Origin of the sequence: Halogeometricum rufum, from assembly GCF_900112175.1 — an archaeon.
In the GTDB taxonomy this organism is placed as follows: domain Archaea; phylum Halobacteriota; class Halobacteria; order Halobacteriales; family Haloferacaceae; genus Halogeometricum; species Halogeometricum rufum.
This window is the reverse complement of sequence record NZ_FOYT01000004.1, coordinates 223,715-237,575: the sequence shown is the minus strand read 5'-3', so window position 1 is coordinate 237,575 and position 13,861 is coordinate 223,715. Positions and strand designations below refer to the sequence as shown.

Here is a 13,861-nt window from a genome sequence, read left to right as displayed (position 1 = left end):
CGCGGAGTCCCGTTCGGGACGTTACCTCCCCGTCTGCCGCCCGGTGACGGACGATATCTCCATCTCGAAGAGTTCGAGTTCCACCTCGTCCACCGCTTCGTCGAACACCCGAAACGGCCCGAAGTCCTCGTTTATCTCGGCCGCGTCGAACGCTTCCCGTTCTTCGCCGGTCAGTCTCCTGAGCGTCCCCGCGACGAGGACGCTCCACGACTCCGGTTCCTCGACGCCGAAGAGGACGAACGACGCCTCCGTCGTCGTCTCCACGAACGACAGCTTCTTGCTGTGGTCGTCGTCGCCGAGTCTGAAGTAGAGCGACTCGCCGTCGTAGTAGTGGTGGACGGGGACGCCGTACGCCGTCCCGTCGTCGGCCAACGACAGCACTCCGGCCACCTCCGAGCGGAGTCGCTCCTCCACCTCCGATTCCTCCATCCCGAACGTGTATACGAATTGAATGTGGTCCATGGTCCTCACCCGACGATACGTCACCGGGGCGTATCAATCAGTCCCCGTCGCCGCCCCCGACTCGTCGGCGGGTTCGCCGGACTCGTCCGCGCGTTCGACGCTGACGCGGACGGCCGAGTGTTTGTACTCGGGAATCTTCGCCACCGGGTCGAGCGTGTCGCCGGTGAGGACGTTCACCAGCGGGTCGGCGTAGTGGAACGTCGCGAACACCGTCCCGTGCCTGATGCCGGGGGTCACGTCCGCTTCGACGGTCACCGTCCCTCGGTCGTTGCTGACGCGGACTTCGTCGCCGTCCTCGATGCCGCGCGCGGCGGCGTCGTCGGGGTGAATCTGGAGAACGTCCTCGCCGCGGAGACGGACGAGGATGCCCGACCGACGGCTGAGCGCCCCGCTGTTGAAGTGCTGGAGGACCCGACCGGTCGTCAGGACGAGTTCGTCGTCGTCGACGGAGTCCACCGGGTCGACGTGTTCGACGACCCGCAGTTCGGCCCGTTTCTCGCCGGTGCCGAACGTCTCCCGGTGGAGGACAGCGGTGCCCTCCTCGGCGCCCTCGGGGAACGGCCACCGCTGGCTCCCGGCGCCGATGCCGTCGTACGACATCCCCGCGTACTGCGGCGTCACGCGAGTCAACTCCTCGAACACCGCCTCGGGACCGTCGTAGTCGAACGCGTCGGCGTCGACCAGTCGCGCGCCGAGTTCGCAGAGGACGTCGAGGTCCGGTCGGGCGTCGCCCGGCGGGTCGCCGTTCGGTCGCATCCGCTGGACCTGTCGGTCGGTGTTCGTGACGGTCCCGCCGCGTTCGGCCCACGCGCTCCCCGGAAGCACCACGTCGGCGTGTTCGGCCGTCTCCGTGCGGAACAGGTCCTGCACCACGAGGAAGTCGAGGCGTTCGAACTGCTCTCTGACGCGGTTCGCGTTCGGTTCCGTCATCGCCGGGTTCTCGCCGAGGACGAACGCGCCGCGCACCTCGTCGCCGAACGCGTGCGTCGCCTCCACCTCCGTCAACCCCGGCATCGGCGGGGGTTCGATGCCCCACTCCGCGGCCAGTCGTTCCCGCGCGTCCTCGTCCGTCACCGGCCGGTAGCCGGGGAGGACGTTCGGCAGTGCGCCCACGTCGCCCGCGCCCTGAACGTTGTTCTGCCCGCGGAGCGGGTTCACCCCGGACCCCGGCTTTCCGACGTTCCCGGTCAGGAGTGCGAGGTTGAGGAGGGCGTGGACGTTGTCAGTCCCGCAGTGGTGCTGGCTCATCCCCATCCCGGTGAAGATGGCACCGCGTTCGACACTCGCGTACGCGCGCGCCGCCGCGCGCAGTTCGTCGGCGTCGACGCCGGCCAGGTCCGCGTTCCGGTCCACGTCCACGTCGTCGAGGAACGCGCGTAGCGCGTCGTACCCCTCGACGCGTTCGTCGAGGAACGCCTCGTCGGTCAGTCCCTCCTCGACGACCACCTTCGCCATCGCGTTCAGCAGGGGGATGTCGTAGCCCGGTCTGACCGGGAGGTGGTGGTCCGCCTGCTTGGTCGTCGCGTTCGCCCGCGGGTCGACGTGTATCAGCGTCGTCCCCGACTTGATGGCGGGCGCGAGGTACGACTGGAAGGTGATGGGGTGGTTCTCGGCCGGGTTGGCGCCGACGACGAGGTAGGCGTCCGCCTCCCTCAGGTCCGCCATCGAGTTCGTCATCGCCCCCGCGCCGAACCGTTCGCCCATCGCGGCGACGGTGGAGGAGTGACAGAGGCGCGCGCAGTTGTCCACGCTGTTCGTGCCGAGCATGCGCGCGAGTTTCTGGAGGACGTAGTTCTCCTCGTTCGTGCAGTTCGAGGAGGCGAAGAAGGTCAGCGCGTCCGGCCCGTGTTCCGCGACGATGTCGCCGAACGCCGCCTCGATGCGGTCGAACGCCTCCTCCCACGGGGCGGTGACGAACCGGCCGTGTTCGCGAACGAGCGGTTTCGTCAACCGGTCGTCGTGGTCCACGACGTCGAACGCCGCCACCCCCTTCGGGCAGAGTTCGCCGCGCGCGTTCACCGGCCCCTCTCGTCCCGTCGCCTTCCCGTTTTTCGGGTCGTACGCGAGTGCGCACCCGACGCCGCAGAACGGACAGATGGTCTGTCGCGCCTCGAACTCCCTGTCTTCGGAATCGGCCATGACGGGCGTACGACACGAACGGAGTTAGTTGATGCGGGTAGTTCTCACACCTCGGGACGTCGGTGCCGACGGACTGCCCGACCCTCGAACGAATCGGCGTCGCTGCGAGGGAGGAACGAAAATATCAGTTTTGACGATTTGACGATTTGACGATTTTGACGTTTTTGACGTTTTTTATGGTTTTGACTATTTGACGGTTTTGACAGCTTGACTTCCTCCGGGTCGGCGTGACAGCCCGCGTCGTTCGCCCGACTGGAAGAGAGGAGAGTCGTCGACGACCGAACGGCCGGCGTCAGACCGCCAGGAGATTCCAGTAGTGCAGCAGGCCGTAGAGGACCACCGTCCCGGCGACGACGAGGGCGTAGTGGACGCGAGCCCCGAGCGACCACTCGCTCCGGTGCCAAGCGCGCGCCCCGAGGCCGACGGCGACGAGCGTCGCAACCGCTCCGAGCGTCGGGACGACGAAGACGGCCTCGAACCACTCGGGAGGTCGGTTGAACAGCGTCGGCCGGTCCATCGTCGTCACGGCGACGACGGCGAGCGTCGTCGCGACGACGAACAGCACCAGTCCGCCGACGCCGGCACCGGCGACCCACCGCGCCCGCGTCGCCGACGGCGGCGGGGACCCGCCGCCGCGGACCCGACGCCAGCCACGCGCGAGGGGCCACCCCACCAGCCCCGTCAGCGCGGTCACCGCCGCCAGTGTCGCCAGCCACCCCTGCACGGAGAGCCGTTCGAGGTAGCCGATTCGCTCGTGCGCGGACAGACCGCGCAACAGGTGACTCACTTCTCCCCCGTCGTCGCTGAACAGGAGCATCTCGTCCGTCTCGACGTGTTCGAACAGCAGCGGTTCGACTTCGACCCACCTGTCGACGCTGTCACCCTGTTCCGTGACGAGAGTGCCGTCGTCCGCGACGCGGACGTCTATCGGCTGGCCGGTGAGGAGTCCGAACACGAGTTTCTCGCTCGTGGCGTTGTCGGCCGTGTTCACGGAGCGGTAGCGACCGGCGAGTTCGTCCGCGCGTTCGGGCATCGCCGAAGGAGTGGGTCGCGCACCGCCAGACTCGACGGGGGCAATCCGGTCGAGTATCGCGTCGACCACTTCCTGCTTGGCGTCCGACGCCTCGGGACCGTGCGCGACGACGAACAGGCCGCTCCCGGTTTCGGGGCGCAGCGAGAACTCGGCGGCGAAACTCGGAACGGAGCCGCCGTGTCGGACCAGTCGCGCGTCGCCGCGAGACTGCTCGAACAGGCCGAACGCCATCCCGTCCATCCGCTCGTGCGGCGCGTACCACCGCCGGTGCATCTCCGCGACGGCGTCGGCCGAGAGGATTCGCTCGCCGTCCGCGACGCCGCCGTTCAAGTGCGCCTGCAGCAACCGCACCATGTCGCCGGCGGTGGTGTGCAGTCCCGACGCCGGTGCCACGTCGGAGTAGAAGTCCACGACGTCCGCCACGGCCGTCCCGTCGGCCGGAACGAGTCCCGACGGGGCCGGCCGAAACGTGCTGTTCGTCATCCCGAGGGGGTCGAACACCGTCGCCTCGACGGACGCGCCGAACGACCGACCCCGCACGTCGGCCACCAACTGACCCGCGAGTGCGGCGGCGTAGTTGGTGTACTGCGGGAGTTCGCCCGGCGGCCTGACGCGCGTCGGAACGTCCGTGGAAACCGACTCGGCGAGGGGGCGGACGTACGCGGGGTCTCTGACGGCGTCGCCCCAGCCCCGAACCTCGAACCCCGGGGTGTGCGTCGCGAGATGTTCGAGCGCGACGGGTTCGTAGTCCGCCCGCGGGACGGTGACGGCGTCGAGGTAGTCGTTCACCGACGCGCCCGCGTCGACCCTGTCGGCGTCGACCAGTTGCATCGCCGCCGTCCACGTCGCGACTTTCGAGACGGAGCCGACGCGAAAGAGCGTCTCGTCGGCCCGAACGGGGACGTCTTCGCTCCGGAACGCGTGGCCGTACCCGCCCGTGAGGGCGACGTCACCGTCCTCGACCACGGCGACGGCCAGGCCGCCGGCGTCGTGGTCAGACAGCGCGCGCTCGGCCGCCCGCTCGACGACCGACTCGATTCCGTCGTCTCGACCGGTTTCGGCGTTCGATTCGGCTCGTGACAGACCGCTGGCGGCGACGACGGTACCGGCTCCGACCGCGGTGGAACGCGAGAGGAACCGTCGTCGGGAGAGTGAGGTGGGCATCGGGGGACCTGTGGATGGGGGCTGCGACGTTCGTCTGGCGGTTGGAGAACTGTCCGTTTCTCGGGCGGCGGCCGAGCGGTTCGCACGCGCGGCGCGCGGCGGGCCGACCGAGTTCGGGCGGTGGGCGGCGCCGGACCATGTCCGATCGATGTCACGTCAGGAGGATAAGGACGGCTATCGCGTCGAACAGGATAGAAATAAGAACGAGTACGAAGTAGTCTCGTGGGGCGGTTCGGACGATTCGCTCGCGAATCTGGGACGAAATCGCTCGCAACCGGTGCACGTGGCGGGAACTCAGCGCTTCGGCGCGAGGAACTCCCCCAGCCACCGGCCGAGGCGGGAGCAGTCCACGTCGCCGCTTCGAACGGTGACGACCGAGTTCTCGCACAGCGATTGCACGACTTCGGTCGTCGACCCGTCCACGAACTCCCGGAGTCGGCCCTTGCACGGGGCGGCGATGACCGTCGCGTCGTAGTAGGAGGACTGCTCGACGATGGCCTGTGCCGGCGACCAGCCGTCGTACTGCCACGTGTCGAAGGCGTCGAAGTCGCCGAGGCGGTCCGCACAGTAGTCGAACAGGGCGTCCGTCTCCGCCTGCGGGTCGCCGTCCTCGACGTGGAACAGGTCCAACCAGGCGTCGTGCGACTCGCCGATGGCGCGAGCCACGTCCAGCGTCTCGTCGAGGTGAGGCCCTCGGGCGACGGGCACGAGACAGGACGAGAGGTTCTCGACTTCGGTGCCGGGCGTCACCGTGACGTGCGTGCGTCCCGTCGCCAACGCGAGTTCGCCGCCGCCGAGGACGGACTGTCGGTCGCGGATGTCGAAGATGATGGAGATGTCGAAGCGGTTGACCACGTCGACGACCCACTCGGTCGTTATCGCCGACGGGCGTTCGAGGAATCGCGTCTCGTACTCGACCGGAGAGCGGGTCGATTCCGGTTTCAGCGACTGGGCCGTCGCCGCCCCGTCCACCGGGACGACGAACCGACCGCCGTCGGCCATCGCCGCCGCGACCTGAACGAACCGCCCGTCGGTCGCCTCTCCCGAATCGAACAGACAGAGCACCCGCTCACCCGACGCCTCGTCGTCACCGTCCGAGGAGGCGGCCCCCGCGCGTTCGTCTCCTGTAAGACGGCCGAACATGGCCGATGCTCGTCTCCGCACCTAATAAATCCCCGACTCTGTTCCCGTGTGACGATACGGGCGTCTCTGGTCTCCTGAACCGGTTTTACAGCCATCGCGCGCGAACCACCCGCTCGGCGTACTCCGGGCCGACCCGTTCGACCCAGTCCGCCGCGTCGGGTCGCGAACAGGAACGGACCTCCATCGCTGCGGCCACCAGGTCGGCGTGCGGTCGCGGGTCGACGTCCTCGTCTGTCACGTCGATGTCGTCCACGTTCGGCGGGGGAACGGTCACGCCCGTCTCTCCGCGCCCGACACCTAACAACCGTTCGGCCTCCGGCGGCAGGGACGAGCACTCCAAGACCGTCCGACCGGCGAAACCGGAGGAGAGCGGTTACAGCGACCGCTCCGGGTCGCCGTGCCGCATCGCGTCGAGGAACAGCGTCTCGAACGCCTCCTCGTCCACCGACTCGACTACGCGCGCGTTCGGTTCCTCGCCGGTGACGCCGTGTTCGTCCACGAGGCTGTAGCCTCGGGTCATCCCCTTGCGTTCGTCCACGTCGACGTAGTAGTCGTTCGCCTCGTCGACGAGTTCCGGGTAGAGCGCGCACGCCATCGCCAGCGAGTCGGGTTGGGTGGTGCTGTCCTCGCCGTACTGTTCGCGGGCGAACTCCCGGGCGCGTTCGGAGGCGGTGGTGAAGAACTCCGCGTAGTCGGTTCCCATCGCCTCTATCTCGGCGAGCGTATCGGTTTCGAACGTCCCCTGTCGGAGGGAGAGTCCCCAGTCGACGAGGGTCACGTCCAGTTCGTCGACGACGACGCTCGCGGCGTCGGGGTCGACCCAGAAGTTGAACTCCGCCGACGGCGTGTCGTTGCCGAGAGTGTTGACGGCGCCGCCCATCACCCACACCTCGTCGAGGAGTTCGTTCAGGTCGGGTTCCAGGCGGAGGGCGATGGCCACGTTCGTCAACGGCCCGATGCAGACGAGAGTCAACTCACCGGGCGACTCGCGGGCGCGTTCGACGATGGCCTCGGCGCCGTGTCCATCGGCCGAAGGGATGCCGGTGTCGGGAAAGAGGTTGCCGCCGAGTCCGCCCTCGCCGTGGACCTGGTCGGCGTGTTCGTGGTCCTTGACGAGAGGTGCGCGCGCGCCCTCGTAGACGGGGACGTCCGTGGCGTCGGCGACTTCGAGCGAGTGCTTCGCGTTCTCGACTTCGTAGTCGAACTCGACGTTGCCGGCGACGATGGTGAGTGCCTCCACGCTGACGGAGTCGGCGACTGCCGCGAGGAGAATCGCCATCGCGTCGTCGCCGGCCGTGTCGGTGTCGATGAGGACGCGTCTGCTCATGGCGTGACGTTTCCCCGCCGCGCCGTTTAGTTTCTCTGGGCGGTGCGACGGGGTCGCCGCCCCGTCGACTCGATATATCGGTCGACGGTTTATTCGCTGTTCAACTGGCCGCCGTCGACGACGATGGACTCCGCGGTGACGTACGACGCCAGGTCGCTGGCGAGGAACGTGACGACGCCGCCGATGTCCTCGGGTTGGCCGACCCGGCGGAGCGGAATCGTCGGGAGCAACTGCTCTTCCTGTTCGGTGCCGACGATGGGCGAGTCCTCCTTCGTCATCGCCGTCTCGATGACGCCCGGGTGGACGGCGTTCACGCGAATCCCGTCGGGACCGAGTTCGCTCGCCAGCGCGTAGGTGAACAGGCGGACGCCGCCCTTCGCCGCCGAGTACGGCGTGATGCCGCCGTATCCGACCATCCCCGCGACGCTCGACATGTTGACGATGCTGCCGCCCTCGCCGCGTTCGACCATCGCCAACGCCGCCGCCTTCGACCCGTTCACCACGCCGTCGAGGTTGACCGAGACGAGGTTTCGGTACTCCGCTAAGTCGAGGTCGACCAGTGGGTCCTGCGGGCCGACGATGCCCGCGTTGTTGACCATCACGTCGACGCCGCCGAACTCCTCGGCCGCCTCTACGGCCGCGACGCAGTCGTCGTAGTCCGTCACGTCGCACTCGACGTACGTCGCCTCGGACCCCTCCTCCTGCAGCAGTTCGTGCGTCGGTGTGCCGCCCTCCCGGGGGTCTTCCCGGATGTCGGCGACGACGACGGACGCGCCGTGGTCCGCGAACGTCTGCGCGATGCCGCGTCCGATACCGCCGGAACTGCCCGTGATAACCGCCGTCTTGTCTTCGAGAAGTGACATCTCGCTCGAACTTCTCCTCGGCCGGTGATAACTGTAATCCACGGATTCCGACGGGACGCTCGCTCGGATGGCGTCGGGGTCGACCGCCCCGGCCGAACGCCGAAGGGTCTTACCGACGGCGCGCGACGACGACGTATGGGCCGCGTCGTCAGTCTCGGGAGCATCAACGTCGACCACGTGGGGTACACGTCAACGGAGTGGATTCGGGAGACTGCGGCCGCCTACGACTGGTTCCCCGCGGCGGGCGAGACGGTCCGGGTGGCGTCGTTTCCGGACGCTCTCGACGCGGCCTACGCGGAGACGCACCTCGGCGGCAAGGGGGCGAATCAGGCAGTCGCGGCGGCGGCCGCCGGCGCCGACACCTCGCTCTTGGGGATGGTCGGCGACGACGAGGCGGAGTACGAGGTGTGCGAGACGCTCACCCGACGTGGCGTGGACGTGAACGACGTGGGGCGGGCGGACGGGCCGACGGGCGCGGCGTACGTCGCGGTGGACGAGACGGGGGAGAACTACATCGCCATCCTCGCGGGGGCGAACGGGCGCGTCGGCGAGGCGTACGTCGACCGGCACGCGGAGACGCTCGCGACTGCGGACTGTCTCCTCGTCCAGAACGAACTGCCTGCCGAGACGGTCCGAGCGGCGCTCGACCGTCTCGCGGTGCGGGACGCCCGACCGCTAGTCGTCTACGACCCCGCGCCCGCGGCGGGTGCGGCGGCCATCCTCGCGCACGACTGCGTGGACGTGGTGACGCCGAACGACGGCGAGTACGAGGCGCTTCGGGAGGCGATAGCGGCGTTCGACGGCACCGTCGTCCGCACGCGAGGGGCAGACGGCGTCGTCGTTCGGGGGGAGCGCCGACTCGCCGTCGCGTCGCCCTCGGTCGAACCCGTGGACACGACGGGCGCGGGCGACGTGTTCTCGGGCTATCTCGGCGCGGAACTGGCCGCCGGGACGGACTTCGAACGGGCGGTCCGTCTGGCCACCGTCGCGGGCGCGCTTTCGACCGAACGCGAGGGCGTGCAGGCGGCGGTGCCGTCGCGCGAACGCGTCGCGGCGGTCGCAGAGTGACAGGGAAAACTGATTTATCAACTCGAGTGGACGTACGGGCGTGCCTTCGAGACGACAGATACTCGCGGCCGCGTGTTCGACCGGTCTCCTCTCCGGATGCTCGGCCCTCGCGAGCGAACCGCCCTCGGTGTCCGAGCAACCCTGCCCGCCGGGCGGGTTCGTCCGGTCGACCGCATCGTGTTCGCACACCGACGCCGCCGAGAACGGCGTCGAGGTCAGCCTCTCCTCGCGGACGCTGGACTCCGAGCAGAAGATGTTCGACTTCACGATTTCGGTCCGCAATCGCGGTGACGGGCCCATCGAGTTCGAGTCGACCGAGTGGGAACTCTGGCGAAACAGCGGCCCCAAGTGGGCGCGTCTCTCGGACGCGAATACGCCGACGGAGTCCGCCGGGTCGAGTCGGTCGGACGGCACCGTCAGGACCCGTCCGGGGCGCGCGATGACGTGGACCGGACTGCGAACGATGTTCGACGCGTTCGACGACGAGGTGCAGTCGGGACTGTACGCCGCCGTGCTCCCCGCCACGCGTCAGGAGACGACCATCGACTGCGTCGCCGTCTTCCGAATCGCGGTCGACTGACGCCCCCCCCTCGTGACGGCCCGCCCCGCTCACTCCAGCGAGACTTCGAAGCCCCACGTGAACGACGCTACCTCCTCGCCGTCGGGTTCGTCCATCACCGAGAACGGCGACTCGAACCGGAAGGTGCCGACGGGGAGGCAGGCGTCCTCGCCGGGCGCGCCGTACAGTTCGAGGTCCCGACTCGTGGACTCGCCCGGCTCCAACGTCACCATCTGGTACTCCTCCGTGACGGCGATGGGTTCGGTGAGACGCCAGCAGTCCGGTTCGGCGGGGTAGTCCTCGCCCGCGGGCAGGAGCTGTAACTGGTCCGACGTGTCGTACCGGTAGGCGAAGACGATGGCGCGCCCCTCGCCCAGCGTCAGGGTCCGGTCGCCCTCGTTCGTCACCGTCGCCCGGAGTCCCGGCGGGTGGTCCGCCGTGGCGGCGTCCCGCGTCACCTCGATTTCGGGACGAACGGGCGCGTCGGGGCGTTCGTCCGTCGAGACGAGGGCGAGTCCGGGACCACCGGTGCCGCTGGGCCGGGTGTCGTCGGAGCCGTCCGTCGTGTCAGTCGGCAGGTCTGTCTCCGTCCCGTCGCCGCCGTCGCCGCCGCCTCCACCCAGACAGCCGGCGAGGAGAGCGAGCGTCCCGATACCACAGGTACTGAGCAGCGTGCGTCGCGTCGTATCCATGTCTCCATCCTCGCCGTCCGTAACTATAATCACGACGTTGACACAAGCGGACGTTTGTCTCACCGCCGGGGAACGTCGGGAATCCGAGGCGCGACCGGTGGCTTTACGAACGATTAGGCCGGCCTAAAAATATGGCTACAGACGAGGCAACGTCGACGCGCGAGGAGTACGACGTGGTCGTCGTGGGCGGCGGCCCGGCGGGGTGTTCGGCGGCCGTCTTCGCCGCCAGGTACGGTTTCGATACCGTCGTGTTCGACCGCGGTCGGTCGTCGATTCGGCGGTGCGGCTACCTGGAGAACTATCTGGGGTTCCCGGGCGGTATCGACATCGACGCGTTCTACTCGCTGATGCACGACCACGTCGACGCCGCCGGCGGCACCGTCGTCGCCGAACTCGTCGAATCCGTGGCGCGAGACGAGGACGAGGGCGACTTCACCGTCGAGACGCAGGACGGAACGGTCGTCCGAACCCCGCGCGTCGTCGCGGCGACGAAGTACGACGTCGGCTACCTCGCCGGACTGGACGAGGAGATGCTCGAACCCGACGGCCACGGCGGAACGGAACTCGACCCGTCGTACCCGGACGCGGAGGGGGCGACGCCTCTCGAGGGACTGTACGTCGCCGGCCCCCTCTCGGGCGTGGACGACCAGGCTATCGTCGCCGCGGGGCACGGCGCGCGCGTCGGCGGCCGCCTGGTCGCGGACGCACGCAGAGACGACGGCTACTGGGACGCCGTGGCGACGTACTACGACTGGGTGCGGCGGGACGCCTCCCTGACCGACGAGTGGCGCGGCAGGGACCCGTGGCGCGACCACTTCGACGCGCACCTCTCGCCCGACGGCGACGAGTACGACCCCGCGCACGTCGAACGCGTGCGCGAGGCGTACATCGACGAACGGATGGCCAAGTACGCCACCGAGTCGGAGATAGCCCGCCGAACCGAGGCGGGGACGGACCGCCTCGTGGCGTCACTGGGCGCCGACCGACTGCTGGACGCCATCGACGACGACCGGATTCGGGCGTACCTCGACGACTGACCGCGCGTGCGGCCCCGGGTTCCGACAGGGTTTTGCCGCTAAACACCAGACTATACAACCGATGAATATACCCATGCGGACGTATCTGGTGACGCAGGGGGACCGCTCCGGCGCGCGAGGAACCGCGGACGTGGTTCGTGCCGCCATCGACGGCGGCGTCGACGTGGTCCAGTTGCGCGAGAAGCACGCGACGGCGCGCGAGCGATACGAACTCGGTCTGGAACTCCGCGACCTCACCCGAGAGGCCGGGGTGGCGTTCGTCGTGAACGACCGCGTGGACATCGCCGCGGCCGTCGACGCGGACGGGGTCCACCTCGGCGACGAGGACCTCCCGGTGTCGGTGGCCAGCGACCACCTCGGCGAGGAGGCGATAGTCGGGCGGTCCGTCTCCACGCCCGAGGCCGCCCGCGAGGCCGAACGCGCCGGCGCGGACTACCTCGGGGTCGGCGCCGTCTTCGCCACCGGGACGAAGGACGTGGCCGACGACGAGGCCGAAATCGGCACCGCGAGGCTGGCCGACGTCGCGGCCGCCGTCGACATCCCCGTCGTCGGCATCGGCGGCATCACCGCCGACAACGCCCGCGCCGTCGCCGAGGCGGGGGCGTCGGGCGTAGCCGTCGTCTCGGCCATCACCGACGCAGACGACCCGGCGGCGGCGACGCGCCGACTTCGCCGCGCGGTCGACGAGGGACGGGGGCGGGTCGCGCGATGACGGCCGACGTGGACCTCGACGCGGCGCTCTCGGCCGTCCGGTCGGTCCAACCGCTCGTCAACTCGGTCACGAACGACGTGACCGTGAGCGACGTGGCGAACGTGACGCTTCACTGGGGCGGTCTGCCGGTCATGTCCGACGACGAACGCGAGGTCGGCGACATGGTCGCAGGCGCGCAGGCCTGCCTGCTCAACATGGGGACGGTCAGCGAGGACGGCGAGGCGGCGATGGTCGCCGCGGGGGCGTCGGCGAACGAGAACGGCGTCCCCCTCGTCGTGGACCCCGTCGGCGTCGGCGCGACGCCGACCCGAGACCGGGTCGCGGACCGCCTCGTCACCGACCTCGACGTGGACGTGCTCAACGGCAACTACGGCGAGATAAGCGCCCTCGTCGGCGCGGACGCCGAGGTCCGCGGCGTCGAGTCCGTGGGCGAGTACGCCGACATCGCGGAGACGGCCGTCGCCTGCGCCCGGACGACCGGTGCCGTCGTCGTCGCCTCCGGCGAGACGGACGTGGTCGCGACGGCCGACGAGGCGTTCGAGGTGCGCGCGGGCCACGAGATGATGGGACGGGTCGTCGGCACCGGTTGCATGCTCGGGGTCACGCTCGCCACCTTCGCCGGCGCGACCGACGACGTTCGGGAGGCCGCCCTCGCGGGCACGCTGGCGTTCGGACTCGCCGGCGAGGCGGCCGCCGACGGCCGGTTCGGCGACTACGCGGGCCCGGCGAGCTACAAAGTCGCCTTCCTCGACGCGGTGGCCGGACTCGACGGCGTCGACCTGCCGGACGCCGCGTCTCGCATCGAACGGGTGGTGGACGAGCGATGACGACGGCCGACCCCGACCCGCAGTCGCTCCCGTACGCGCTGACCGTCGCCTCCAGCGACTCCGGCGGCGGCGCGGGCATCCAGGCGGACCTGAAGACGATGACCCGCCTCGGCGTCTACGGCGGGTCCGTCGTCGTCGCCGTCACGGCGCAGAACACCCGCGGCGTGGAGTCGACGCACGTCCTCCCGACCGAGGAGATTCGCGCGCAGTTCGACGCCGTCACCGACGACTTCGACGTCGGTGCGGTGAAACTCGGGATGCTGGCGACGGCCGACGCCGTGCGGACCGTCGCCGACTGCCTCGACGCCTACGAGGGGCCGGTCGTCGTCGACCCCGTGATGGTCGCCACGTCGGGTGACAGACTCCTCGACGCCGACGCCGTCGACGCCTACACCGACCTGTTCGCGCGGGCGACGCTGGTGACGCCGAACGCCGACGAGACGGAGGCGCTCACGGGCGAGTGGCCCGACTCGGCGGCGGCGCGTGACGCTGCCGCGGCGCAGTTCTTCGAGTGGGGCGTCGACGCCGTCCTGTTCAAGGGCGGCCACGTCGCCGACGGCGACGAGGTGCGGGACGTCCTCGCCACGCCGGACGACCGGACGGTGTTCGCCTCCCCCCGCGTCGACACGGAGACGACGCACGGGTCGGGATGCACGCTGTCGAGCGCTATCGCCGCCCGCCTCGCGCGCGGTGACGACCGGGCGACGGCCGTCGAGCGAGGCATCGACTTCGTCCGCGCGGCCATCGAACGGCCGGCCGACGTGGGCGAGAACGGGAGCGTGAACCACCTCGTGGACGCGAGCGAGACGGTCGGCGCGTTCGAGAACTGACTCGC

General features: G+C 69.5%; 14 protein-coding genes. 6 read left to right on the top strand and 8 right to left on the bottom strand.

The annotated features are described in order from the left end of the window. Window positions 1–21 precede the first annotated feature (21 nt). The 7 genes from BM310_RS17905 to BM310_RS17875 all read right to left on the bottom strand — a co-directional run bounded on the left by BM310_RS17905 (window position 22) and on the right by BM310_RS17875 (window position 8,131). Window positions 22–462 (bottom strand): pyridoxamine 5'-phosphate oxidase family protein, encoded by a 441-nt coding sequence (locus tag BM310_RS17905; protein WP_089810336.1) that lies wholly within the window; start codon window positions 460–462, stop codon window positions 22–24. Window positions 463–495: 33 nt separating this feature from the next. Beyond that, the gene (fdhF, locus tag BM310_RS17900) at window positions 496–2,601 is read right to left on the bottom strand and encodes a formate dehydrogenase subunit alpha (protein WP_089810333.1); all 2,106 of its coding nucleotides are present in this window, start codon (window positions 2,599–2,601) and stop codon (window positions 496–498) included. 292 nt (window positions 2,602–2,893) lie between these two features. After that, the gene (locus tag BM310_RS17895; protein WP_177232693.1) at window positions 2,894–4,798 is read right to left on the bottom strand and encodes a serine hydrolase domain-containing protein; all 1,905 of its coding nucleotides are present in this window, start codon (window positions 4,796–4,798) and stop codon (window positions 2,894–2,896) included. A gap of 294 nt (window positions 4,799–5,092) precedes the next feature. Continuing rightward, window positions 5,093–5,941 carry a universal stress protein gene (locus BM310_RS17890; protein WP_089810332.1) on the bottom strand — a complete coding sequence of 283 codons (849 nt, stop codon included), beginning with the start codon at window positions 5,939–5,941 and terminating at the stop codon, window positions 5,093–5,095. A gap of 85 nt (window positions 5,942–6,026) precedes the next feature. Beyond that, entirely contained in the window at window positions 6,027–6,215 is a 189-nt protein-coding gene (locus BM310_RS17885) for a hypothetical protein (protein ID WP_089810330.1), read from the bottom strand. Window positions 6,216–6,314: 99 nt separating this feature from the next. Next, window positions 6,315–7,268 (bottom strand): nucleoside hydrolase, encoded by a 954-nt coding sequence (locus tag BM310_RS17880; RefSeq protein ID WP_089810328.1) that lies wholly within the window; start codon window positions 7,266–7,268, stop codon window positions 6,315–6,317. 89 nt (window positions 7,269–7,357) lie between these two features. Beyond that, complete coding sequence (locus BM310_RS17875; protein ID WP_089810326.1) at window positions 7,358–8,131, bottom strand: SDR family oxidoreductase; 774 nt, start codon at window positions 8,129–8,131, stop codon at window positions 7,358–7,360. 135 nt (window positions 8,132–8,266) lie between these two features. Between BM310_RS17875 and BM310_RS17870 the strand changes: the two genes are divergently transcribed. Together BM310_RS17870 and BM310_RS17865 are read left to right on the top strand one after the other, a co-directional pair. Continuing rightward, on the top strand, window positions 8,267–9,199 hold the full coding sequence (locus tag BM310_RS17870) for a PfkB family carbohydrate kinase (protein WP_089810324.1): 933 nt from the start codon (window positions 8,267–8,269) through the stop codon (window positions 9,197–9,199). 40 nt (window positions 9,200–9,239) lie between these two features. Then, window positions 9,240–9,779, top strand: coding sequence for a hypothetical protein (locus BM310_RS17865; protein WP_089810323.1), 540 nt, complete (start codon window positions 9,240–9,242; stop codon window positions 9,777–9,779). A gap of 29 nt (window positions 9,780–9,808) precedes the next feature. On the opposite strand, the gene BM310_RS17860 is transcribed toward BM310_RS17865, so the two are convergent. Beyond that, window positions 9,809–10,450 (bottom strand): hypothetical protein, encoded by a 642-nt coding sequence (locus BM310_RS17860; protein ID WP_089810320.1) that lies wholly within the window; start codon window positions 10,448–10,450, stop codon window positions 9,809–9,811. Window positions 10,451–10,581: 131 nt separating this feature from the next. Here BM310_RS17860 and BM310_RS17855 point away from each other — a divergent pair, with 131 nt between their 5' ends. The 4 genes from BM310_RS17855 to thiD all read left to right on the top strand — a co-directional run bounded on the left by BM310_RS17855 (window position 10,582) and on the right by thiD (window position 13,856). Next, entirely contained in the window at window positions 10,582–11,487 is a 906-nt protein-coding gene (locus BM310_RS17855; protein WP_089810318.1) for an FAD-dependent oxidoreductase, read from the top strand. Between the two features lie 61 nt (window positions 11,488–11,548). Continuing rightward, window positions 11,549–12,199, top strand: coding sequence for a thiamine phosphate synthase (gene thiE / locus BM310_RS17850; RefSeq protein ID WP_089810316.1), 651 nt, complete (start codon window positions 11,549–11,551; stop codon window positions 12,197–12,199). Then, window positions 12,196–13,026, top strand: coding sequence for a hydroxyethylthiazole kinase (gene thiM, locus BM310_RS17845; protein WP_089810315.1), 831 nt, complete (start codon window positions 12,196–12,198; stop codon window positions 13,024–13,026). Before thiE ends, thiM begins: the two co-directional genes overlap by 4 nt. Further along, window positions 13,023–13,856 (top strand): bifunctional hydroxymethylpyrimidine kinase/phosphomethylpyrimidine kinase, encoded by an 834-nt coding sequence (gene thiD, locus BM310_RS17840; protein WP_089810313.1) that lies wholly within the window; start codon window positions 13,023–13,025, stop codon window positions 13,854–13,856. Before thiM ends, thiD begins: the two co-directional genes overlap by 4 nt. Window positions 13,857–13,861 lie beyond the last annotated feature (5 nt).